Raw genomic sequence first — 22141 nt, 5'->3', positions numbered from 1 at the left:
CTATGATACAGGCCGTGCCCCTTTCCGCCATTCGCATCGTGCTGGTCGAGCCCTCACACCCCGGAAACATCGGGGCGGTGGCGCGCGCCATGAAGAACATGGCGCTCGTGGATCTCGTGCTGGTGCGTCCGAAGGCCTATCCGCACCCGGAAGCGACTGCGCGCGCGTCGGGCGCGGCCGATCTGCTGGAGCGCGCGCGCGTGGTCGACACCGTGGCCGACGCGGTCGCCGACTGCGGTTTCGTCGCGGCGACGACGTCGCGGTCGCGCGATCACAATTTCCGCGCGCTCGATCTGCACGAGGCGGCGCAGAACATATTCGGCAAGAGCGAGATCGCTCCTGCCGCGGTGTTGTTTGGCGCCGAGCGCACCGGGCTCACCAACGAGGAGCTGGCGCTCGCGCACCTGCTGATCCGCATCCCGGCCAATCCCGAGTACCCCTCGCTCAATCTCGCGATGGCGGTGCAGCTCTTGACCTACGAATTGTTCCGCGCCGCGGGCAGTCCGGCCAGTTCCCGGCCGCTGTCGGAACCCACGGTGCCGCCCGCCTCGGGCGAGGACATGGAGCGTTTCTACGCGCACCTCGCGCAGGTCATGGAAGAGATCGATTTCCGCGACCGCACGCAGGGTGGCACGCAGCTGGGCACGCGCATCCGGCGCCTGTTCCAGCGCAGCGAGATGGACCAGAACGAGGTCAACATCCTGCGCGGCATCCTCACGGCCGTGCAGAACAAGCGGCGGCCGGCCGGTCCACGATGACTATCTACCTGGACTACGCGGCGACCACGCCGGTCGATCCGCGCGTCGCGGCGGTGATGGCGCAATGCCTGGCCGATCCTGCCGCACAGGCGAATGCGGCCTCGGCCACGCATGGCGCCGGCCTCGCCGTCCACGACCTCATCGAAGCGGCACGCGCCGAAGTCGCGGCGCTGATCGGCGCCACGGCACGCGAGATCGTCTTCACGTCGGGCGCCACCGAGGCAAACAACCTGGCGCTGCTCGGCGTTGCGCGCGCGGCGCGGCGCGCCGCCGGACACGGCCACATCGTCAGCAGCCGGACCGAGCACAAATCGGTGCTCGACACCTGCGCGCAGCTGGCGCGCGACGGTTTCCCGGTGACCTTGCTCGAGCCCGACGCCGGCGGCCGCGTGTCGCCCGAGGCCGTGCGCGCCGCGCTGCGCGCCGACACGCTGCTAGTCTCGCTGATGCTCGCGAACAACGAGATCGGTGTCACCAACGACGTCGCGCAGATCGCCGCCGTGTGCGCCGCGCGTGGAGTGCTGGTGCACACGGACGCCTCGCAGGCCGCGGGCAAACTACCCGTCGACGTGGGGCGGCTCGGCGTCGATTTTCTCGCGCTGACCGCGCACAAGTTCTACGGCCCCAAGGGCGTCGGCGCGTTGTACGTACGCGAGGCGGCGCGGCCGCGCATCGCGCCCGTGCAGTTCGGCGGCGGCCACGAGCGGGGTTTGCGCCCGGGCACGCTGGCCACGCACCAGATCGCAGGTCTCGGCGCGGCGGCGGCTCTGGCGCGCGCGCAAGGCGAGCGCGACGCGGCGCATGCGCGCGACCTCACCGGCCGGCTGCGGCGGGAGCTCGAGTCGCTGCCCGGCGTCATCTTCAACGGCGATGCCGTGCATCGAGTTCCCGGCCTCATCAACCTGTCATTCGAGGGCATCGAGGGAGAAAGCCTGGTGACTGGCCTGCCCGAGATCGCTGTGTCGACCGGTTCGGCCTGCAGTTCCGCCACCCGCGAGCCGAGCTACGTGCTGCGCGCGCTGGGCCGGGATGCCGAACTCGCGCAGAGCTCGCTGCGAGTTTCCCTCGGGCGTTTCACGACGGCGGCCGACGTGGATGAGGCCGCGGGGGCCATCCGGCGCGAACTCGCGAGGTTGCGCCGGCTGGCGGGTGATGACGGCGCGGAGTCTTCCGATTCCGATGACGTGGGGCGGGGCGCTCCAACCCTGGCCGGCCCGCCAGGTTCTTTGCTGGCGCGCTCCCTGAGTCCGTTGGCCCAGAGGTACTTTCTGGCGCCAGCACGCGTTCCGCGCTTCGCGCGCGCGAGCCCGCCCGCCGGCGTGCGCCAGGGCCAGGCCGGCCGGCGCGCCGACGGAACCTGGGTACTGTTCGAGCTCGAGATTGCCGGTGAATCCGTGAAAAGTGCCCGTTCCAGCGCCTACGGATGCCCCCATACTCTGGCGGTCGTCGCCTGGTTATGTGAGGTTCTCGAAGGCCGCAGGCTCGCTGCCGGCGTGCCGGAAGCCCCTGCCGACTGGGCCCGCAAGTTCGAAGTCCCGGCCGAGAAACTTGGCCGGCTGTTGATCGTCGAAGATGCATTGCGCGCAGCGCTGAACCGCTGACACGCGCCAGGAAAGAGACCGCCCATGGCCATTCAACTCACACCGGCTGCCGCCGACCGCGTCAAAACCTTCCTTGCCTCGCGCGGCAAGGGTCTGGGCCTGCGGCTCGGGGTGCGCAAGACCGGCTGCTCGGGCTTCGCCTACGTGGTCAATTACGCCGACGACAGTGCCGCCTCGGACCTCGTTTTCGAGGACCAGGGCGTCAAGGTGTTCGTGGACCCGGACAGCCTGCCGCTCATCAACGGCACCACGGTCGACTTCGTCAAACAGGGTCTCAACGAGGCGTTCCGTTTCCATAACCCCAACATCAAGGGCGAATGTGGATGTGGGGAATCTTTCAACGTCTAGGCGTCTAACAGACGTGAGCCGCAGGGCGGCTTTTCGGCGTTAAATTTCAGCGGCTTACTCGCGGGGAGCACGTCCTCCCGGTACAATCGCGCGCCTTTACGACCCCCACAAGGAATCATTCGCATGGCGCTCGAGCGCACCTTTTCCATCGTCAAGCCCGACGGCGTTGCCCGTAACCTCATCGGCGAGGTCCTCAGCCGCTTCGAAAAAGCGGGCCTCAAGGTCATCGCCGCGCGCATGGTCCACCTGTCGCAGCGCGACGCCGAAGGTTTCTACGCCGTGCATTCGGCGCGCCCGTTTTTCAAAGACCTCGTGAAGTACATGACCTCGGGTCCGGTGCTCGTGCAGGTGCTCGAAGGTGAAAACGCCATCGCGAAGAATCGCGAGATCATGGGCGCCACCGATCCGAAGAAGGCCGCGCCGGGCACGATCCGCGCCGACCTCGCCGAGAGCATAGAGGCGAACACGGTCCACGGCTCGGACGCTCCGGAAACGGCCGCGGTCGAGATCGCGTACTTCTTCCGCACGACGGAGCTCTGCCCGCGCGGGTGAAGTCCGAATGTCCGACGCTCCCGCATCACCATTGACGAACTTGTTAGGTCTGCCCAAGGCGGACCTCGAGGCGTTCGTGGCGTCGATGGGCAGCAAACCCTTCCGCGCGCGGCAGCTGATGAACTGGCTGTACAAACGCGGCGAGGGCGACATCGCGGCGATGACGGATCTCGCCAAGGATTTCCGTGCCGAACTACTGACGCGGGCCGAAGTTCGCGTGCCCGAGATCGTGAAGACGCAGATTGCTTCCGACGGCACGCGCAAGTGGCTGCTGGCGGGCGGTGGCGGCCAGGCCTATGAAACGGTGTTCATCCCGGAGGAAGACCGCGGCACGTTGTGCATCTCCTCGCAGGTCGGCTGTGTGCTCGACTGCTCGTTCTGCTCGACCGCGCAGCAGGGTTTCAACCGCAACCTGACTACCGCGGAGATCGTCGGCCAGGTGTGGCTCGCGAACAAGGAGCTTGGGTGGAAGGTGGGCGACGATCGCGTCATCACCAACATCGTGCTCATGGGCATGGGCGAGCCGCTGGCCAATTTCCGCAACGTGATCCCGGCGATCCGCATCTTCCTCGACGATCTCGGCTTCGACATCTCGCGCCGCCGCGTCACGCTGTCGACTTCGGGGCTCGTGCCGCAGATCTACAAGCTGGCTGAAGAAGTGAATTGCGCGCTCGCGGTTTCGCTGCACGCGCCGAACGACGAACTGCGCAGCCAGCTGGTGCCGATCAACCGCAAGCACAACATCGCCGAGTTGCTGGACGCCTGCTGGCACTACCTCGACGAACAGAACGGCCGCAGCGTCACGTTCGAATACGTGATGCTCGACGGCGTCAACGACCGGCGCGAACACGCCATCGAGCTCGCGCGCCTGCTGAAAGACAAGCCGGCGAAGGTCAATCTCATTCCTTTCAACCCGTTTCCGGGCACGCAATATCGCCGCTCGCCGAACGACGTGATCCGGCAATTCGGCGACGAGCTGATCCGGCGCGGCGTCATCGCCACCATCCGCAAGACGCGCGGCGAGGACATCGATGCGGCCTGCGGGCAGCTCGCGGGTCAGGTCACCGACCGCACCATCGTGCGGCTGGGCTCGAAAACTTTCGGCTTGCAGGTGCGCGCATGAAGTACTCGTATTCGATCGTGGTCCTCGCGGCCGCGTTGCTGATCGGCTGCGTCACCAGCAACAGCGAAGGCGGCAAGCCGCTCAAGCAGGACGATCCGAAAGAGGCCGCCGCCAAGTACAACATCCAGCTCGGCACCGCCTATCTGCAGCAGGGCAACTATCCGCTGGCGCGCGAAAAGCTCGAACGCTCGCTCAAGCAGAACCCGAAGGATGCCGACGTCCACACCAGCCTCGGGCTGCTGTACGACCGCACCGGCGATCCGAAACTCGCCGACAAACATTTCCGCGAAGCGCTGCGGCTGGCGCCGACCAATCCGGACATCTCCAACAACTACGCCATCTACCTGTGCAAGAACGGCCGCACCGAAGAGGGCGTGGAACGTTTCATGGCGGTGGCCGCCAGCAAGTATTACCGCACTCCCGAAGTCGCGCTCACCAATGCCGGGGTCTGCCTGCGGGCCGCCAAGCGGCTCGACGAGGCGCAGGAGAAATTCAACGGCGCGATCAAGGCGCGTCCTAACTACGGCGAAGCGACCGTGCAGCTCGCGAGCCTGTACCTCGAGCGCGAACGGATCGCGGAGGCACGCAAGGTCATCGACACGTATGTCGGCGCCTTCAAACCCGATCCGGACGTGTTGCTGACCGGCGTGACCGTGGCGCGCGCCGCCAAGGACCGCATGAGCGAAGAGAAGTACGCGCGTACGCTACGCTTGGAATTCCCCGACTCCGCGCAGGCCCGCGCGCTCAAGCGCCCCTGACTCGCCGATGGACGAGACGGACGCACCCGCCCCCACCGCTGCTCCCGCTCCCGCAGCGCCGCGTTCCATCGGCGAACGCCTGCGTGCCGGGCGTGACCGCGCCGGGTTGTCGGTGGCCGCGGCGGCGGAAAAGCTGCACCTCGACCCCAAGGTGATCGAAGCGCTCGAAGCCGAGCGTTTCGCCGAGCTCGGCGCCTCGGTGTACGTACGCGGCCATCTGCGCCGTTACGCGGATTTCGTCGGCGAGCCTGGTGCGCAGATGGTCGAGACCTATCTGTCGTCGCGCGAAGCGCGGCCGCCGCCGCCCGATCTCACGCAGATCCCGCATGCCGAACACCGCGCCGATCCGCGCCGCCTGGTGAACCCGCTGATCGGGTTGTCGTGCGCGGCGGTCTTGCTGCTGGCGATCTGGTGGGTGCTCGCCGGCTCGAAGTCCGGCGCAGCCAGGACGGCCGGGAATTCCGGCGCCGTGCCCGTGGCATTACCGAGCGTCACGTTGCCGGCCACGCCCGCCGTCACCGAGCCGGTCGCCGGTACACCTGACAACAGCACGTCGGGCGCCGCGCCGGGCACATCCACCGCCACTGCGCCGCCGCCGAAGCGCGAAGAGACCACGCCGGCCCGCGAAACCCGCCTCAAGCTCGAGCTCACCAACGACAGCTGGGTCGAGATCTACGACTCGCGCGGTGAGCGGCTGTTCTACGACGTCGCGAGTGCCGGCAGTGTGCAGAGTGTTTCGGGCCGCGGCCCGCTGCGCGTCGTGCTCGGCAATGCCGCCGGCGTCACGGTCGAAGTCGATGGCGAGTCGCGCAGCATTCCGGCCAACGCGGCCGATGGCGAAGGCGCGCGTTTCGTCGTGAATCGATCCGGCTCGCTGTCGCGCGGCCGTTGAGCATGAGCCGCAATATCCAGCCGGTCACCGGCATGAAAGACGTACTCGGCGCGGACATCGACGTCTGGCAACACGTCGAACGCACCTTCGCCGCATTGCTGGCCTCGTACGGTTACGGCGAGATCCGCGTGCCGGTGGTCGAACACACCGAGCTGTTCAAACGCGCGATCGGCGAATACACCGACGTGGTCGAGAAGGAGATGTACACCTTCACCGACCTGGGAGGCGATAGTTTGACGCTGCGGCCGGAGGCGACGGCCGGCATCGTGCGCGCCGCGATCTCCAACGGGCTGCTGCGCGGCGCGCGGCTGAAACTCTGGTGCCAGGGACCGATGTTCCGCCACGAGAAGCCGCAGAAGGGGCGTTACCGCCAGTTCACGCAGATCGACGTCGAGGCGATCGGTTTCAACGGCCCGGACGTCGACATCGAGCTGATCGCGCTCACCGCGCGGCTCTGGAAGTTGTTAGGCCTGACGCGCGTGAAGCTGCAGGTCAATTCTCTCGGCACCTCCGAATCGCGCAAGGCGTATCGCGAGCTGCTGCAGGATTATTTCCGCGCCAACCTCGGCGCGCTGGATGCCGATGGCCTGCGCCGCCTCGAGGGCAATCCGCTGCGCATCCTCGACAGCAAACATCCGCCGACCCAGGCGATCGTCGCGAATGCACCGGTGCTCACCGATCACCTCGACGACGAGTCGAAGGCGCACTTCGTGGAATTCCGCGCCGGGCTCGATGCGCTCGGCATCCCGTACACCGTGAATCCGCGGCTGGTGCGCGGCCTCGATTACTACTCGCGCACCGTGTTCGAGTGGACCACCGACGCGCTCGGTTCCCAGGATGCGGTCTGCTCGGGCGGACGTTATGACGGGCTGATCGCGCAGATGGGCGGCGAGCCGACGTCCGCCATCGGCTTCGCCATGGGTGTCGAGCGCGTCACCGAACTGGTGCGCCTGGCCGGCACGGACCCCAAACCCCAGTCCCCGGATGTGTTCGTGATGGCGCAGGGCGTGGCGGGGCAGCGGGCTGCGCTCGCGATGGCCGAACAGCTGCGCGACGCCTTTCCGGGGCGCGGTATCGTCGTCCATTGCGGTTCGGCCAAGTTCAAGACACAGTTCCGCCGCGCCGACGAGTCCGGCGCCCGGCTGGCGCTGATCGTGGGCGAGGACGAACTCGCCCGCGGAGTGATCGCGTTGAAACCTTTACGCGGCGCCGAGACAACACAGACAGAACATCCCGTCGCCGAACTCGGCGCGCGGGTCGACGAGTTTTTCAGGAGATCGACGTGAGCGAATACAGCGAAGCCGAACAATGGGAACGGGCCAAAGAGTGGCTCAAGGCAAATGGCCTGTGGATCATCGCGGGCATCGCGATCGGTGCGGGCGGGCTCGGCGGGTATCGCTGGTACCAGGAGCGCAAGGTGACCCAGGCCGAGACGGCCTCGGCGCGCTACGAGGAACTGCTCGACGCCTTTACGCGCAACGATCGCACGCGCGGCGAGACGCTGGCGGCGGAGCTCACCCGGGAATACGGCTGGACCCCCTATGCGGCCCTCGGAAATCTGGTCGCGGCGCGCATTCAGGTCGATGCGAATGAACTCGACAAGGCCGCGGCGACTCTCAAGACCGTGATGGACACGGCTTCCGAACCGGAAATCAAATTGATCGCGCGTATGCGCCTGGCGCGCGTGCAGTCCGCGCAGGGCAAATACGACGACGCGCTGGCGACGCTCAAGATCGACGAGACGGGCGAATTCGCGCCGCGCTTCGCCGACGCACGTGGTGACGTCCTGCTCGCCAAGGGCGATCGCAGCGGCGCGTTGCGCGAATATCTCGCCGCGCGCAGCGGCGAGAACAAGGGCCGCGTCGACACCGAACTACTCGATCTGAAGATCCGCGACCTGGGCGGCACACCGCCGGCCAGCGCGGAAGAAAGCTGAATTACCCGAGAACCCTGATGAAAAAAACCACCCTGTTGGCTCTGGCGGCGCTGCTGGCGCTGGCGGCCTGCGATTCGAAAGAGAAGAAGGTCGAAAAACCGGCCGAACTCACCGACATCGACAATCCGACCGTGCACGTGCAGCGGTTGTGGAGCGCAAGCGTGGGCGGCGGCGGCAAGAAGCTGCGCCTGGGTCTGGGTCTCGCCAGCTCCGACAGTCGTCTGTTCGCGGCGGGCCGCGACGGCGACGTGGCCGCATTCGACCTCAAGTCCGGCAAGCAGCTGTGGCGCGTCGAAACGAAGCTCGACCTGGCGGGTGGCACCGGCGTGGGCGGCGACACCGTGGCGGTCGGCTCGGCCGACGGGCAGGTGGTCGCATTGTCGGCTGCCAATGGCGCCGAACGCTGGCGCGCCGATGTGAAGGGCGAGGTTCTTTCTTCGCCCGCCGTATCCGCGACCGAGGTCGTGGTGCGCACCGTCGATGGCAAGCTGCGCGCGCTGGCGCTGGCCGACGGCAAGGAAGTCTGGTCGACCGAACAACAGATCCCGCGCCTCACGCTGCGTGGCGTCGCCGCGCCGGTGGTGGTGCGCGACATCGCGATTTCGGGCTTCGACAATGGCCGCGTGCTCGCGGTGAGTCTCACCGACGGCGCAACCGTGTGGGATTCGCCCGTGTCGCCGTCGCATGGCCGCACCGAGCTCGAGCGCCTCAATGACATCGACGCGGCCGTCAAGGTCGAAGGCGATGACGTGTTCGTCGCCGGGTTCCAGGGCCGCGCCGCGATGCTGGCGCTCGATTCGGGCCAGATCTGGTGGACGCGCGATTTGTCGAGTTATCGCGGCGTCGACGTCGACGACGACCAGATGTACCTGTCGACCTCCGGCGGCGAAGTGGTGGCGCTCAAGCGCCGCACGGGCGTCGAGGTGTGGCGCAACGACCTGCTCAAGCGCCGCTCATTGTCCGCGCCGGCCGTGGCCGGGGATTTCGTGGCGGTGGCCGATCTCGAGGGTTACGTGCACTGGTTCGACCGCACCACGGGCACGCTGGCCGGACGCATCAAGACCGGCGGCGATCGCGTGACCAACGCGCCGCTGTCGGTCAACGGCATCGTCTACGTGATCAGCGACAAGGGCGACCTGGTCGCGCTGCACGGCACGCCCGTAACCGCGCGGGCCGCGAAGGCGGAAAAAGTTTCGAAGCAGAAGACCGCCCCCGAAGCCGAGGCACCGGCGGCGCCTGGCGCCGAGTCGCAGGGCCCGACGCGTTCGCCCGGCGGCTGACGCCGCCGCGATCATCAGCTAACAAAGTCTCCCAATGCTTCCGGTCATCGCGATCGTCGGACGGCCGAACGTCGGCAAGTCCACGCTGTTCAACACGCTCACGCAGACGCGTGACGCCATCGTGGCCGACGTGCCCGGCGTCACGCGCGACCGGCAATACGGCTATGGGAAGTTGGGCCCGGTGCAGTACGTCTGCGTCGACACCGGCGGACTGGTCGAAAACCCGATCGGCATGGACGCGCTGATGCGTATCCAGACCGAACACGCCATCAAGGAAGCCGACCGGCTCATCTTCGTCGCGGATGCGCGTGCCGGGCTCACGCCGCAGGATCAATTCTTCGCCAACGAGTTGCGCCGTTCCGGCAAGCCTGTGTTCCTGGCCGTCAACAAGGCAGAAGGGCTCGAGTCGGGCCTGGCCGGCGCGGACTTCCACAGCATCGGTCTGGGCGAGCCGTATGCCATCGCCGCTACGCATGGGTTCGGCTGCGAAGAGCTCATGGACGTCGTGCTGGCGGGTTTTCCGAACGTGCCGCCCGGCGAGCAGAACGAAGACGGCCGCATCCGCATCGCGGTGATCGGCCGCCCGAACGTCGGCAAGTCGACGCTCATCAACCGCCTGATCGGCGACGAGCGGCTCATCACCAGCGAAGTGGCGGGTACCACGCGCGACAGCATTCTCGTGCCGTTCGAACGCGACGGCCGCGAGTTCATGCTCATCGATACCGCGGGCGTCAGGCGCCGCGCGAAGATCGACGACGAGGTCGAGATCCTGTCCGTGTCGAAGACCTTGCAGGCCATCGCCGAGGCGCACGTGGTCACGATGGTGGTCGATGCGCAGGATTCCATCGGCGAGCAGGATGCGAGCGTGCTGGGGCTGGCGTTGTCGCGCGGCCGCGCGCTGATCCTCACCATCAACAAGTGGGACAACATCCCGGTCGAGAAACGCGACGACATCCGCCGGCTGCTGTCGCTCAAGCTCGACTTCGTACCGTGGGCGCCCATCCATTTCATCAGCGCGCGGCATGGCACCGGCGTCGGCGACCTCGTCGCCTCGATGATCCGCGCCTACGAAGCCGCGATGCGCCAGATGAAGACGCCGCAGCTGACCAAGGCGATGGAGCGCGCGATGACGCAGCACCAGCCGCCGATCGTGCGCGGCCGGCGCATCCGGCTGCGGTACGCGCACCAGGGCGGAAAAAATCCGCCGCGTATCATCGTGCACGGCAGCCAGGCGGCGCACGTGCCCGAATCCTACAAACGTTACCTCGCGAACATGTTCCGCGATGAGTTCGACCTGTTTGCGACGCCGGTGATGGTGGATTTCCGCAGCGACGTCAATCCGTTCCTGAAGGACAAGCCCAAGGAAAAACGCGGCTTGAAGACCTCGCAGAAGGAACGGCGCGAGCGGCGCATCACCAAGGATCGCGCCAAGCGCCCGCCGAAGAAGAAAGGCGGCGGGACGAAACAGGTCGGCGCGCCTCGCGGACGGGCGAAGAAGCGCCGGTAGATAGCGCGTGCGCCCACGGCGTCAGCCGGCGGGCGCGACGGTCTTTCTTTTCGGCGGCGGCGGCAGAAACAACGCGGGGTCCACCGAGACTCCGTTCAGGATGACGCCCCAATGCAGGTGTGGTCCCGTCACGCGGCCGGTGGCGCCGACCAGTCCGAGCACGTCGCCGCGCTTCAACACCTGCCCGATTTCGACGTCTGTCTTCGACAGGTGGCAGTACATCGTCATGAATCCATGTCCGTGGTCGACGATGACATTGTTGCCATTGAAGAAATAGCTGCCGACGTCGACGACGCGGCCTGCGAGCGGCGCCTTGATGGGCGTCCCGGTCGGCGCGGCGATATCCATGCCGCTGTGCGGCTTGCGCGCCTCGCCGTTGAACACGCGCCGCAGGCCGTAGGAACTGGAGCGACGTCCCGGCACCGGCTGCAGCAGCCGGAATGTCGCGGGCTGGACGCTGGAGTGGATAGACAGCGCCGCGCGCACCTTTTCGGTTTCGCGCGCGACACGCGCCTCGTCTTCGGGCGAGAGATTCACCTGCCCGGGCGCCACCTCGAGCTGCTGTGTGCGGTACTGCTTGTCCTTCACGTCGATGATCACGGGTTTACCGGGATCCGCGGCATTCTCGATTGTCCAGGGCCCCGGGGGGCGGTCGAGCGGAATGCCGACGACCACGAGCGCGTTCTTCTGCCAGGGCAGCCACAGAACCCGACGGCCCTCCACCTCGAACTTCGGCGGCAGGGAATCGGTCGTGAAGATCGCGACGCCGCCGGGCACGCGTTCTTCGCGCGGCAGGTGGAATCCCGGTTCGGCGTCCTGTGCGAGCGTGCCGCGCGCGGCGAAAGGAACGGCCGCGAGCATGAGCGCGAACCGGCGCCGCGCCAGATCAGTCATTGCCATCCTCAAGGGATTTTTCGACACGGGCACGCACGCGCCCGCGCGCGAGCCGCGCTTCGATCTCGGTGCCCACCGGCGCCTGCGCGGCATCGCGCAGCAACGTACCGTCCCGCACGCGGCTAACTACAGAAAACCCGCGACCGAGCGTCGCGAGCGGGCTCACGGCATCCAGCGTGCGCGAGGCGAGCGCGAGCCGCAGCTCCAGGGCGCCAACCTTCGCCTGCATAGCGCCGGCCAGGCGCGTGCGCAGCGTCGCCGCATGCGCGCACAACGCTTCGAGCCGGTGACGCGGATTCTCGCGCCACAAACGAGTGCTGAGGTTCTCCAGCCGCTGCTGCCGCCCGAGCACGCCCGCGCGCAGCGCGAGGCGCAGCCGCTGCTCGAGGTCGTCGAGCCGCTGCGCGTGCTGCATGAGCTGCGCGCCGGGATGCGAGATCTGCAGCCGCTGCGCGAAGGTCTCGAGTGCCAGACCGAGCGTGCGCAGGTAGCGGCGCATCGCGCCGCCGAGGCGCGTTTCGAACAGCGACAACGATTCGAGCCACGCAGCCTTGTCGGGAACGGCGGCGAGCGCGGCCGCGGAGGGCGTCGGCGCGCGCAGGTCGGCGACGAAATCGGCGATCGTCACGTCGACTTCGTGGCCCACGCCCGAGATGGTCGGGATACGGCACGCGGCGATGGCGCGCGCCACGCGTTCGTCGTTGAAGCACCACAAGTCCTCGAGCGAGCCGCCGCCGCGCGCGACGATCAGCACGTCCACTTCCGCGCGCCGCGAGGCGGTTTCGATTGCGCGCACGATTTCCGGTACCGCCGCCGCGCCCTGCACGGCCGTGGGATACACCAGAACCGACGCCGCGGCGAAGCGCGCGCGCAGCACGCGCAAGATGTCGTGCACCGCAGCTCCGGTGGGCGAGGTGACGATGCCGATGCGGCGCGGAACCGCCGGCAATGGCCGCTTGCGTTCGAGGGCAAACAACCCTTCCGCGGCGAGCTTGGCCTTGAGTTTCTCGAACTCGCGCCTGAGCGCGCCTTCGCCGGCTTCCTCGATGTGCTCGATGAGCAACTGGTATTCGCCGCGCGGCTCGTACAGGCCGACACGCGCCCGGACCAGTACGGCCATGCCGTCCTTGGGGCGAAACTTCACCAACTGATTTTTCTGCCGCCACATGGCGCAGCGCACCTGCGCATTGGCGTCCTTGAGCGAGAAATACCAATGGCCGGAGGCAGGTGCGGCGAAGTTGGAAAGTTCCCCTTCGAGCCACAACAGCGGCAAACCCGATTCCAGCAGCAGCCGCACTTCTTTATTGAGACGGGAAACGCTGTAGACGTCGCGTTCGGCGCGCGGGGGCGGCGCGCGTGGCGGGTCGGGTGGGAACAACGTGAAATTCACGGTCGCGAGTGTATTCCATTGAATGGGTTACCAACCCGGCGGGCAAAGTCCCCCGTTTACCGACCGCATCGACCTGCGTACAATCCCGCATCGTTCGCTACCCCCCGAACAAACCCCATGCGAATTCTTGAAGAAGCGTTGACCTTCGACGACGTTCTTTTAGTCCCGGCTTACTCGGAAATCCTGCCGCGCGAAGTCGACCTAGGAACGCGCCTCACCCGCGAAATCCGTCTCAATCTCCCGCTCGTGTCCGCTGCCATGGACACCGTCACCGAAGCGCGCCTCGCCATCACCATGGCCCAGGAAGGCGGCATCGGCATCGTCCACAAGAGCATGACCATCGAGGGTCAGGCCGCCGAAGTGGCGCGGGTGAAGAAGTTCGAGAGCGGCGTGATCCGCGACCCGATCACGGTCCCGCCCGATATGACGATCCGCCAGGTCATCGAACTAACCAGATCGAAGGGCATCTCCGGCGTGCCGGTGGTGCAGGGCGCCAAGGTCGTCGGCATCGTCACGCACCGCGACCTGCGTTTCGAAGTGAAGCTCGACGCGCCGGTGTCGTCCGTCATGACGCCGAAAGAGCGGCTGGTCACCGTGCGCGAAAACGCGCCGAAGGACGAGGTGCTGCTGCTGCTGCACAAACACCGCATCGAGAAGGTGCTGGTGGTCAACGGCAACGAAGAACTGCGCGGCATGATCACCGTGAAGGATTTCCAGAAAGCCACCGAGTTTCCGCGCGCCTGCAAGGATTCCTCCGGCCGCCTGCGCGTCGGCGCGGCCGTCGGCACGGCGTTCGACACCCTCGATCGGGTGGCCGCGCTGCGTGATGCCGGCGTCGACGTGGTCGTCGTCGATACCGCGCACGGCCATTCGAAAGGCGTGCTGGACATGATCAAACGCATCAAGGCGAAGTGGGGCGACCTGCAGATCATCGGCGGCAACGTCGCGACCAGCGATGCCGCGAAGGACCTCGTGAAGGCCGGCGTCGACGGCATCAAGGTCGGCATCGGCCCGGGCTCGATCTGCACCACGCGTATCGTCGCTGGCGTCGGAGTGCCGCAGATCTCGGCGGTATCGAACGTGTCGGCCGCGGTCGAAAACAAGGTGCCGGTCATCGCGGACGGCGGCATCCGTTTCTCGGGCGACATCGCCAAGGCCATTGTCGCCGGCGCGGATTGCGTGATGATCGGCGGGCTGTTCGCCGGCACCGAAGAATCCCCTGGCGAGGTCGAGCTCTACCAGGGCGCGTCGTACAAGGCGTATCGCGGCATGGGTAGTTTGGGTGCCATGAGCGAGCGCCACGGCTCGGCCGATCGCTATTTCCAGGACACCGCGGCGGAGCTGGAGAAGCTCGTGCCCGAAGGCGTCGAAGGCCGCGTCCCCTACAAGGGCAGCCTCGTGTCTATCATCCATCAGCTGGCGGGCGGATTGCGCGCGGCCATGGGTTACACCGGCAGCACCAGCATCGAAGCCATGCGCAAGAATCCGAAATTCGTGCGGGTCACCGGCGCCGGCATGCGCGAGAGCCACGTGCACGACGTGCAGATCACCAAGGAAGCACCTAACTATCGTGTTTCCTAGTCGCGAGAGGTAAACCATGACGAGTGCGGCGATGAGTTCAACGAGTCAGCAGACCGACATCCACTCCGCGCGCGTCCTGATCCTCGACTTCGGCGCCCAGTACACCCAGCTCATCGCGCGCCGCGTGCGCGAGCTCGGCGTGTACTGCGAGATCCTGCCCTGGGACGTAAGCAACGACGACGTCCGCAAGTGGAGACCCAAGGGCATCATCCTGTCCGGCGGCCCTGAATCCGTCACCGACCAGGAACCACCACGTTCACCGCAGGTGGTGTTCGAGCTCGGCGTGCCCGTGCTCGGCATCTGTTACGGCATGCAGACCATGGCGCAGCAGCTCGGCGGCAAGGTGCTGCCCAGCAATCACCGTGAGTTCGGCTACGCCGAGGTCACGGCCACCGCGCCCAACAAGTTGTTCGATGGGCTGTTCGATCGCCGGGATGCCGCGGGCAAAGCGGTGCTCGACGTGTGGATGAGCCATGGCGATCGCGTCGAAGTTTTGCCGCCGGGTTTCACCGCCGTGGCGCAGAGCGCGAACGCGCCGCTTGCGGCAATGGTCGACGAATCCCGCCGGTTCTACGCCGTGCAGTTCCATCCCGAGGTCACGCACACTCTTCAGGGCGCTGCGCTGCTAGAACGTTTCGTGCGCGAGATCTGCGGCTGCGAGCCACTGTGGAGCGTCGGCAACATCATCGAAGACGCCATCACGCGCGTACGCGCGCAGGTGGGCAAGGGCAAGGTGCTGCTGGGCCTTTCCGGTGGCGTGGATTCTTCGGTGGTCGCTGCACTGCTGCACAAGGCGATCGGCGAGCAGCTCACCTGTGTGTTCGTCGATCACGGCCTGATGCGCCTCAACGAAGGCGACCAGGTCATGAAAATCTTCGCCGACAACCTCGGCGTGAAAGTGATCCGCGTCGATGCCGAGGCACGTTTCCTCGACGCCCTGCGCGGCGAGAACGACCCCGAGAAGAAGCGCAAGATCATCGGCGGCCTGTTCGTGAAGGTGTTCGACGAAGAGGCCAACAAACTTACCGGCGTCGACTGGCTGGCCCAGGGCACTATCTACCCGGACGTCATCGAATCTGCGGGCAGCAAGACCGGCAAGGCGCACGTCATCAAATCGCACCACAACGTCGGCGGCCTGCCGGCGAACATGCGCATGAAGCTGGTCGAGCCGCTGCGCGAGCTGTTCAAGGACGAGGTGCGCAAGATGGGCGTTGAGCTCGGATTGCCGCGCGAGATGGTGTACCGCCATCCGTTCCCGGGACCGGGTCTCGGCGTGCGTATCCTCGGCGAAGTGCGCAAGGACTACGCCGACCTGCTGCGCCAGGCGGACGCGATCTTCATCGAAGAGCTGCGCCGCCACGACCTGTACGACAAGACCTCGCAGGCGTTCGCCGTGTTCCTGCCGGTGCGTTCAGTGGGTGTGATGGGCGACGGGCGCCGTTACGACTATGTCGTGAGTCTGCGCGCCGTCGAGACGGTGGATTTCATGACTGCGCACTGGGCGCGCCTGCCGTACGATTTCCTCGACATCTGCTCGCGCCGCATCGTGAACGAGGTGAAAGGCATCTCGCGCGTGGTGTATGACATCTCGGGCAAGCCGCCCGCCACCATCGAGTGGGAGTGATGGACAGGAGTTCGTGATTCGCATCCTTCTCGTACTGCTGCTTGTCGCGCTGATCCCGGCGGGTTGCGCGACTTCACGCGGCGTTGACGAGGAAGCCGAGCCGACTTTGATCGTTACCGAACCGGACGCCGCTGCCGCGGCGGTAGCCTCGATCGCGGCCGAAGATCCGAAACAGCAGGAAGATTCCAAGCAGCTGGAAGGCGAGGTGCCGCTTCCCGTCGCCGAGTCCGAGCAACCCGAAGACGGCGTGGCCGAGGTCGTCGTTCAAGGCCGCATCCGCAATCGCCACGAGGCGATCCACGACCTCGTCACCGAGGCGCAGGTGCTGCTGCGGGACGTCGAGCTCCGCTATGTCCTGACCGGAAAAGGCAAACGCCAGACGCTGCGTGGGCGGCCCGTCGCTTTTGCGCTATGGAGCGAGGCGAAAGAGCAGTGGACCGTCGCCCAACTCGAGCTGCCGCGCCCGCCCATCCGGTGGAAACCCGGCCGGAAGCCGCTGGCGTTCCGCATCCTCACGCCGGGCGTCGAGGCGCGGCACGTGAAAGGCACCGGCGCCGAGCGGCTGATGTTCTCTTTCTCCGCGGACGGCGAGCCCTTGAAGGTCTACGGGCGCAAGTTCCCGGTGTTCGACAACAACTTCGTCAAGCGCCGGCAGTGGAGTGCGGTCGTCCAGACCGCGAAGCCGATCGTCTATCTACCCTTCACCGAAGACACCTTCGATCCGGGTTTCGTCAGCGGCGGGAAGGAGTTCCTGGTCGCGACCGCCGCCAGGGCGATCGAGGAGCTGCGCCTCGCGAAGGTGCCAAGCGCCGCCTTTCCCGGAGAGCTGCTCGCCGATGTCATTCCTCCGGAGGTCGTCACGACACTTGCCGTCATCGAGCAGACCGACGACCGGGACTACGTGCAGAAGCAGGAACTCGCCTTTGAGGAAGTCTTGAGCCAGTACGGCCTCAAGGAGGAGGAGGCGTATCGGTACAGCGTCTCGAGCGCCAAGGCGCTGGGGCCGATGCAATTCACCAATCGCAGGGGGAATGGAACCTACTCGCTGGTAGTCAGGCGTTGCCCCGGCGCGAGACTCGATCCGTTGTTCGAGCGCGGCGCCACCAATCTGCTGAATGCCATGAAAGCGGCGGTTTGCCTGCTCGACCTGGAGCTCTCGCAGATGCGCGTGGACATTCGCGAGGCTTATCGGAAGAACCCGGTCGTGCTGGGAATCTTTCCGGTCGCCGCTTACAACGGCGGACCGCGCAACGTCGCCAAGCTGTACCGCGTGTTGACCAGGATGGACGTGCAGCTCGATGAGCTGAGCCGCCCACAGGCACAAACCATCGACTCTGCGGTGAAATGTCCCTGCATCTGGAAGGCAGAAGGTGCTGCGGTACGCGCGGTGGCGATCCCGAGATACAACAACGAGAACCGCTGGTACATCGAGAAGTACCAGAGCATCGTGAGCCTGTTCGAGTGACTCAGCCGATCCGGCAATGATCCCGCCGAGCCAGCGACCGCTCCGTACACAGTCGGACCGCGACCTCGCGGCAGCGTTCGAACTGGCGCTGGCCGTAGCAGATGGCGTCGCCGGCGCGCACTGCATCCACGAGCGCTGGATGCGCGGCCAGTTTCCCGCGCACATCGAGACTTCGCTCGAGCAGCTGTGGAAGCGCGCGGGCGCATCGATCCCGGACTGGCTGCCGATGCGTTACATCAGCTGGCTGCCGACCGCCTACGAAGTGGCCGCGCGCTTCACCGCGAGCGGCAGCGGCCGCTCGAACCTCTATCTAATACTGCTGGACTACACCGACCGGCGCGGCGACGACCACGGCGTCTATGTCGGGATGAGCCGCTATTCGCCCGCGCAACGCTTCGATCAGCACAAGAGCGGCATTCGCGCCGCCGGCAGCGTACTCAAGCGCGGCCTCGAAGTGCTGACGGGGCCGACGCTGCATCTGCAACACGTGAGACGCAGCGAAGCGGCGCGCATCGAGGCGGCGCTGGCCGAAGCGCTCGCGGATGCAGGTATCCACGTCGAGGGAGGCCACTGACGTGTGGCAACTGCCTGGCCCGACATTCCGCTACAGTATTCCGGCAACGTCCGCAACGATCGATGGGAGTGACCGCATGTTCGACCGATTCGCGATCTCAGCACTTCTGGCATTCGTGTGTCTCGGTGCCGCACTGCCGGCGCAGGCCAAGCCGCTCAACTCCGCGGCGCTGAACGTCTGGCTTTCGGCCTACGGTGCGGCGTGGCAAACGCGCGATGCCGCCGCCGCCGGCAAGTTGTTCACCGCGGAGGCTACCTACCACGAGATGCCGTTCGACGCGCCGAAAGCCGGGCGTGCCGCCATCGAAGAATACTGGCGCGGCGTCACGGCGGATCAGCGCGACGTGGTGTTCAAATCCGAAGTCATTTCGGTCAATGGAAAAACCGGCGTCGCGCACTGGTCGGCGAAATTCAAGGTGGCATCGACCGGCGCAACGATCGAGCTCGATGGCGTGTTCGTGCTGGAGTTCGACGCGTCGGGTGCCTGTTCGTCATTGCGCGAATGGTGGCACGTGCGCGCCGGCGGCTGACCTGCGGCGCTAACTAGTCGTTTCCCTCGCGCCGCGTGTGGGCGCGGCTTTTCGGTACGGTGTGCGCCTCGGAATTCGCTGCGGCTCCTGCTGTGCGGGATTGATCGCGCTCCTGTTCGCACTCGTCGGTTGAAGGTCGAACGGGGGACGATTGGCCGCAGCACTGCGCGGTGGCGCCAAGCGCCCGTTCGCGTCAACGGATGTCGAACGCCGGCAACTCGACGATTTCACCGGCGCGCAGGGGCGCGGCAAGGCGATACATCGCGCTCACGGCTTCGTCAGTTCCGCGCCGGCCGTCGCGGTTCTCGTCCGCGAACGCATAGAACTTGTAGCTGCCGGGAACGAGCGGCATCTGGAATACATGCTTCGATTCGAGGAAAACGCGGTGCGCCACATTCCCGCGGCTGTCCACGGCCAGCACGACGATGGGCGCGGTCCGGTCGGTGCCGTTGCTCACGCTGCCGAGCAGCAGCGCATACATGGGAGATGGCCACGCGGCAGCGGCGGCAAGCGTGAGGATCATGCAGGCAGCAGCGGTCCGCGCCGCCCGGGCGAATTTCGAATTCGACATCTGGTTCTCCGTTGAACGCGGCGAATGCACGTTCCTGGTCTTTTGACGAATGAGCGCGTCAGGAGGTTGCAGGAGTCCGCCAAGAAATTGGTAGAGTCCCGGAACTCAGGTTTTGCCCCGTACCTCCCAACGCCTCCGCATGTCAGCCAACGCACCTCACAACCTCGCCATCCACGCCCGTGGCCTCGTCAAGAAGTTTGGCGACCTGCATGCCGTCGACGGCATCGACCTCGACGTGCCGCGCGGCATGATCTTCGCGATCCTCGGTCCCAACGGCGCGGGGAAGACCACGCTCATGCGCATGCTCGCCACGTTGCTCACGCCCGATGCCGGCGCGGCGAGCGTGATGGGGCACGACCTCGCCGCGGCGCCGCAGGACGTGCGCGGCGCGATCGCGATGACCGGCCAGTTCGCCTCGCTCGATGAAGATCTCACCGGCCGCGAAAACCTCGTGCTGCTGGCCCGGTTGTGGGGCTTTCGCGGCAAGGCGCGCGAACGCGCCGACGACTTGTTAGCCACCTTCGACCTGGCCGAAGCGGCCGTCAAACAGGTCAAGGATTACTCCGGCGGCATGCGGCGCAGGCTCGACATCGCCGCCTCGCTGATCGTGACGCCCGGCGTGTTGTTCCTCGACGAACCCACGACCGGGCTCGATCCCGTCGCGCGCAAGAGCGTGTGGGGAATGATCCGCCGGCTGGCCGGGTCGGGTGTGACGATTCTGCTGACGACCCAGTATCTCGACGAAGCCGACCAGCTCGCCGCGCGCATCGCAGTCATCGACCACGGCAAGAAGATCGCCGAGGGGACCAGCCGCGAGCTGAAGGCCGCGACGGGCTCGGGGTTCCTGCATGTCGCGATTGGCGATCCAGCCCGCCTCGATGAAGCCGCGCGTCTGCTGGAAACCCATCTCGGCGTCACTGTTCAGCGCAGTGTCGAAGGCGCCACGCTGTCGGTCGCCGCGAAGACGCCGAAAGACGCGAACGCCGCGTTGGGAGCCCTGATCGATGCGGGCATCGAGCTCGAGGATTTTTCCATGGGAAGCCCGAGCCTGGACGAAGTGTTTTTCTCCCTGACCGGGAAGAAACAGCCATGAGCGAATTGAAACTCGTCGCGCGCCCACCGGCGCCTTCGGCGCTGTCCAACGCGCTGGTGTTCGGCTGGCGTGCGGTGCTCAAATTCAAACACGTGCCCGAACAGCTGTTCGACCTCGTCATGACGCCTATCATGTTCACGCTGCTGTTCACGTTCGTGTTCGGCGGCGCGCTGGCCGGGTCCCCCGGTGCCTATCTACAGGTGTTCCTGCCGGGCATCCTGGTGCAGACGGTGGTGTTCAATGCGGTGTATTCGGGCATGGGTCTGTCGACCGATCTGGGCAAGGGTCTGTTCGACCGCTTTCGTTCGCTGCCGATCTGGCCGCTGGCGCCGTTCGCGGGACTCATGGCCGGCGACATCCTGCGGCACCTGATCGCAGGCGCGATCATCCTTTCGATCGGGCTGATCCTCGGCTATCGCCCCGAGGCCGGCGTCGCAGGTGTCCTCGGCGCGTTCGCGATGCTCATCACCATCGGCTTCGGCATGGGCTGGGTGTTCATCGTGTTGGGCCTGCTGATCCGCACGCCGATGACGGTGATGACCATCGGCTTCACCGTGTTGTTCCCGCTGGTATTCGCGTCCAACATCATGGTCGCGCCCGAAACCATGCCGGGCTGGCTGCGTGCCTTCGTCGAGGTGAACCCGGTCACGCTCATGACCACCGCGATGCGCGGCCTGATGTCGGGCACCGCCACGTTCGAGCAGATCGCGCTCGCGCTGATCGCCCCGGTTGCGCTGACGTTGCTGCTCGCTCCCGTGACGCTCTGGTTGTATCGCAGGCCCTGATGCCGCCCGTGCCCGCCCGATGACCGCGCTTGCATTGAGTTTCGTGTTGCTCGCGGCGGTCACGCACGCGAGCTGGAACATCTCGGCAAAGTTCGCCGCGGATTCGCGGCACTTCGTCTGGCTGTTTTCCGCCGGTTCGGTGCTGGTGTACGGTCCGATCGTGGCGGCGGTGATCTTCGTCGAGCGGCCGGTGTTCGAGATGCGTCACTGGCTGGCGTTGGCCGCGACCTCGGTGCTGCATCTGCTGTATTCCATTTCGCTGCAGACCGGCTACCGCCATTCCGACCTTTCGGTGGTGTATCCGATCGCGCGCGGCACCGGGCCGTTGCTGTCGTTCATCGGCGCGGCGATGTTGTTGGGCGAGGTGCCGACCGCCCAGTCGATCGCAGGGCTGTTGCTCATCGTCGCCGGCATCCTGCTGGTCGCGGGCCTCGTGGGGCACCACGAACGCGCTCCGGCGGTGGGTGTGTTCTACGGGCTCACCACCGGCGCGCTCATCGCGGCGTACACGCTCAATGATGGCTGGGCGGTGAAAGTGCTGCTGATCTCGCCGTTCGTCATCGACTTCACCGGCAACCTGTTTCGCATGCTGGTACTGGCGCCACGCGCCTGGCGCGACCGGGCCGCCGTGGCGCGCGAGGCCCGCGAGTATCGCAAGCCGGTGATCGTGGTGAGCGTGCTCGGTCCGCTCGGCTACATCCTGGTGTTGTTCGCGATGCGCCTGGCGCCGATCAGTCACGTGGCGCCGGCGCGTGAACTATCTACCCTGGTGGGCGCGTGGTTCGGTTCGCGGCTGTTGCGCGAATCGTCCGGCCCGTGGCGCATCGTCGGCGCGGTGCTGATCGTCGCCGGCGTGATCAGCCTGGCGTTGCCGGCCTGA

General features: G+C 66.4%; 22 protein-coding genes. 19 read left to right on the top strand and 3 right to left on the bottom strand.

Annotated elements, in window-relative coordinates; translation table 11 throughout:
• Window positions 1–14: 14 nt before the first annotated feature.
• The 11 genes from WDO72_03860 to der all read left to right on the top strand — a co-directional run bounded on the left by WDO72_03860 (window position 15) and on the right by der (window position 10755).
• On the top strand, window positions 15–758 hold the full coding sequence (locus tag WDO72_03860; GenBank protein ID MEJ0084789.1) for an RNA methyltransferase: 744 nt from the start codon (window positions 15–17) through the stop codon (window positions 756–758).
• On the top strand, window positions 755–2359 hold the full coding sequence (locus tag WDO72_03855) for an aminotransferase class V-fold PLP-dependent enzyme (protein ID MEJ0084788.1): 1605 nt from the start codon (window positions 755–757) through the stop codon (window positions 2357–2359). The genes WDO72_03860 and WDO72_03855 overlap by 4 nt, the downstream gene beginning before the upstream one ends.
• A 24-nt stretch (window positions 2360–2383) precedes the next feature.
• Window positions 2384–2707: an iron-sulfur cluster assembly protein IscA gene (gene iscA / locus WDO72_03850; GenBank protein MEJ0084787.1), complete on the top strand. Its 324-nt coding sequence runs from the start codon at window positions 2384–2386 to the stop codon at window positions 2705–2707.
• 123 nt (window positions 2708–2830) lie between these two features.
• A complete protein-coding gene (ndk, locus tag WDO72_03845) occupies window positions 2831–3259 on the top strand; it encodes a nucleoside-diphosphate kinase (GenBank protein ID MEJ0084786.1) in 429 nt (142 codons plus the stop codon).
• Window positions 3260–3266: 7 nt separating this feature from the next.
• The gene (rlmN, locus tag WDO72_03840; protein ID MEJ0084785.1) at window positions 3267–4382 is read left to right on the top strand and encodes a 23S rRNA (adenine(2503)-C(2))-methyltransferase RlmN; all 1116 of its coding nucleotides are present in this window, start codon (window positions 3267–3269) and stop codon (window positions 4380–4382) included.
• A complete protein-coding gene (pilW, locus tag WDO72_03835) occupies window positions 4379–5140 on the top strand; it encodes a type IV pilus biogenesis/stability protein PilW (protein MEJ0084784.1) in 762 nt (253 codons plus the stop codon). The genes rlmN and pilW overlap by 4 nt, the downstream gene beginning before the upstream one ends.
• A 7-nt stretch (window positions 5141–5147) precedes the next feature.
• Window positions 5148–6032, top strand: a complete 885-nt coding sequence (locus tag WDO72_03830; protein MEJ0084783.1) for a RodZ domain-containing protein — start codon at window positions 5148–5150, stop codon at window positions 6030–6032.
• Window positions 6033–6034: 2 nt separating this feature from the next.
• On the top strand, window positions 6035–7318 hold the full coding sequence (gene hisS / locus WDO72_03825; GenBank protein ID MEJ0084782.1) for a histidine--tRNA ligase: 1284 nt from the start codon (window positions 6035–6037) through the stop codon (window positions 7316–7318).
• Entirely contained in the window at window positions 7315–7968 is a 654-nt protein-coding gene (locus tag WDO72_03820) for a tetratricopeptide repeat protein (GenBank protein MEJ0084781.1), read from the top strand. The genes hisS and WDO72_03820 overlap by 4 nt, the downstream gene beginning before the upstream one ends.
• 17 nt (window positions 7969–7985) lie before the next feature.
• Window positions 7986–9248 carry an outer membrane protein assembly factor BamB gene (bamB, locus tag WDO72_03815; protein ID MEJ0084780.1) on the top strand — a complete coding sequence of 421 codons (1263 nt, stop codon included), beginning with the start codon at window positions 7986–7988 and terminating at the stop codon, window positions 9246–9248.
• A 34-nt stretch (window positions 9249–9282) separates the two neighbouring features.
• The gene (der, locus tag WDO72_03810) at window positions 9283–10755 is read left to right on the top strand and encodes a ribosome biogenesis GTPase Der (GenBank protein MEJ0084779.1); all 1473 of its coding nucleotides are present in this window, start codon (window positions 9283–9285) and stop codon (window positions 10753–10755) included.
• Between the two features lie 21 nt (window positions 10756–10776).
• On the opposite strand, the gene WDO72_03805 is transcribed toward der, so the two are convergent.
• Together WDO72_03805 and xseA are read right to left on the bottom strand one after the other, a co-directional pair.
• On the bottom strand, window positions 10777–11649 hold the full coding sequence (locus WDO72_03805) for a peptidoglycan DD-metalloendopeptidase family protein (GenBank protein MEJ0084778.1): 873 nt from the start codon (window positions 11647–11649) through the stop codon (window positions 10777–10779).
• Window positions 11642–13039, bottom strand: coding sequence for an exodeoxyribonuclease VII large subunit (gene xseA, locus WDO72_03800; GenBank protein ID MEJ0084777.1), 1398 nt, complete (start codon window positions 13037–13039; stop codon window positions 11642–11644). Before xseA ends, WDO72_03805 begins: the two co-directional genes overlap by 8 nt.
• Window positions 13040–13156: 117 nt before the next feature.
• Between xseA and guaB the strand changes: the two genes are divergently transcribed.
• The 5 genes from guaB (at window position 13157) to WDO72_03775 (ending at window position 18812) form a co-directional block, all read left to right on the top strand.
• Window positions 13157–14620 (top strand): IMP dehydrogenase, encoded by a 1464-nt coding sequence (gene guaB, locus WDO72_03795; protein MEJ0084776.1) that lies wholly within the window; start codon window positions 13157–13159, stop codon window positions 14618–14620.
• Between the two features lie 31 nt (window positions 14621–14651).
• Window positions 14652–16244: a glutamine-hydrolyzing GMP synthase gene (gene guaA, locus WDO72_03790; protein MEJ0084775.1), complete on the top strand. Its 1593-nt coding sequence runs from the start codon at window positions 14652–14654 to the stop codon at window positions 16242–16244.
• 13 nt (window positions 16245–16257) lie between these two features.
• Window positions 16258–17709: a hypothetical protein gene (locus WDO72_03785; protein ID MEJ0084774.1), complete on the top strand. Its 1452-nt coding sequence runs from the start codon at window positions 16258–16260 to the stop codon at window positions 17707–17709.
• A 16-nt stretch (window positions 17710–17725) separates the two neighbouring features.
• A complete protein-coding gene (locus WDO72_03780) occupies window positions 17726–18283 on the top strand; it encodes a hypothetical protein (protein MEJ0084773.1) in 558 nt (185 codons plus the stop codon).
• Window positions 18284–18359: 76 nt separating this feature from the next.
• Window positions 18360–18812: a nuclear transport factor 2 family protein gene (locus tag WDO72_03775; protein ID MEJ0084772.1), complete on the top strand. Its 453-nt coding sequence runs from the start codon at window positions 18360–18362 to the stop codon at window positions 18810–18812.
• Between the two features lie 193 nt (window positions 18813–19005).
• Here WDO72_03775 and WDO72_03770 read toward each other — a convergent pair whose 3' ends face one another.
• On the bottom strand, window positions 19006–19383 hold the full coding sequence (locus tag WDO72_03770; protein MEJ0084771.1) for a hypothetical protein: 378 nt from the start codon (window positions 19381–19383) through the stop codon (window positions 19006–19008).
• Between the two features lie 139 nt (window positions 19384–19522).
• On the opposite strand from WDO72_03770, the gene WDO72_03765 reads away from it, so the two are divergent.
• The 3 genes from WDO72_03765 to WDO72_03755 are packed head-to-tail and all read left to right on the top strand — an operon-like array spanning window position 19523 to window position 22141.
• Window positions 19523–20476 carry an ATP-binding cassette domain-containing protein gene (locus WDO72_03765; GenBank protein MEJ0084770.1) on the top strand — a complete coding sequence of 318 codons (954 nt, stop codon included), beginning with the start codon at window positions 19523–19525 and terminating at the stop codon, window positions 20474–20476.
• Entirely contained in the window at window positions 20473–21261 is a 789-nt protein-coding gene (locus tag WDO72_03760) for an ABC transporter permease (GenBank protein ID MEJ0084769.1), read from the top strand. The genes WDO72_03765 and WDO72_03760 overlap by 4 nt, the downstream gene beginning before the upstream one ends.
• Window positions 21262–21280: 19 nt before the next feature.
• Window positions 21281–22141: a DMT family transporter gene (locus tag WDO72_03755; GenBank protein ID MEJ0084768.1), complete on the top strand. Its 861-nt coding sequence runs from the start codon at window positions 21281–21283 to the stop codon at window positions 22139–22141.

The organism is Pseudomonadota bacterium (genome assembly GCA_037200975.1).
In the GTDB taxonomy this organism is placed as follows: domain Bacteria; phylum Pseudomonadota; class Gammaproteobacteria; order Steroidobacterales; family Steroidobacteraceae; genus CADEED01.
This window is presented reverse-complemented; position numbering and strand designations above follow the sequence as displayed.

Excerpts from the sequence above, each read along its gene's own strand:
- WDO72_03855 (MEJ0084788.1), top strand. The coding sequence starts at position 755 with ATGACTATCTACCTGGACTACGCGGCGACCACGCCGGTCGATCCGCGC.
- iscA (MEJ0084787.1), top strand. The coding sequence starts at position 2,384 with ATGGCCATTCAACTCACACCGGCTGCCGCCGACCGCGTCAAAACCTTC.
- ndk (MEJ0084786.1), top strand. The coding sequence starts at position 2,831 with ATGGCGCTCGAGCGCACCTTTTCCATCGTCAAGCCCGACGGCGTTGCC.
- rlmN (MEJ0084785.1), top strand. The coding sequence starts at position 3,267 with ATGTCCGACGCTCCCGCATCACCATTGACGAACTTGTTAGGTCTGCCC.
- pilW (MEJ0084784.1), top strand. The coding sequence starts at position 4,379 with ATGAAGTACTCGTATTCGATCGTGGTCCTCGCGGCCGCGTTGCTGATC.
- WDO72_03830 (MEJ0084783.1), top strand. The coding sequence starts at position 5,148 with ATGGACGAGACGGACGCACCCGCCCCCACCGCTGCTCCCGCTCCCGCA.
- hisS (MEJ0084782.1), top strand. The coding sequence starts at position 6,035 with ATGAGCCGCAATATCCAGCCGGTCACCGGCATGAAAGACGTACTCGGC.
- bamB (MEJ0084780.1), top strand. The coding sequence starts at position 7,986 with ATGAAAAAAACCACCCTGTTGGCTCTGGCGGCGCTGCTGGCGCTGGCG.
- der (MEJ0084779.1), top strand. The coding sequence starts at position 9,283 with ATGCTTCCGGTCATCGCGATCGTCGGACGGCCGAACGTCGGCAAGTCC.
- WDO72_03805 (MEJ0084778.1), bottom strand. The coding sequence starts at position 11,649 with ATGACTGATCTGGCGCGGCGCCGGTTCGCGCTCATGCTCGCGGCCGTT.
- guaB (MEJ0084776.1), top strand. The coding sequence starts at position 13,157 with ATGCGAATTCTTGAAGAAGCGTTGACCTTCGACGACGTTCTTTTAGTC.
- guaA (MEJ0084775.1), top strand. The coding sequence starts at position 14,652 with ATGAGTTCAACGAGTCAGCAGACCGACATCCACTCCGCGCGCGTCCTG.
- WDO72_03780 (MEJ0084773.1), top strand. The coding sequence starts at position 17,726 with ATGATCCCGCCGAGCCAGCGACCGCTCCGTACACAGTCGGACCGCGAC.
- WDO72_03775 (MEJ0084772.1), top strand. The coding sequence starts at position 18,360 with ATGTTCGACCGATTCGCGATCTCAGCACTTCTGGCATTCGTGTGTCTC.
- WDO72_03770 (MEJ0084771.1), bottom strand. The coding sequence starts at position 19,383 with ATGTCGAATTCGAAATTCGCCCGGGCGGCGCGGACCGCTGCTGCCTGC.
- WDO72_03765 (MEJ0084770.1), top strand. The coding sequence starts at position 19,523 with ATGTCAGCCAACGCACCTCACAACCTCGCCATCCACGCCCGTGGCCTC.
- WDO72_03760 (MEJ0084769.1), top strand. The coding sequence starts at position 20,473 with ATGAGCGAATTGAAACTCGTCGCGCGCCCACCGGCGCCTTCGGCGCTG.
- WDO72_03755 (MEJ0084768.1), top strand. The coding sequence starts at position 21,281 with ATGACCGCGCTTGCATTGAGTTTCGTGTTGCTCGCGGCGGTCACGCAC.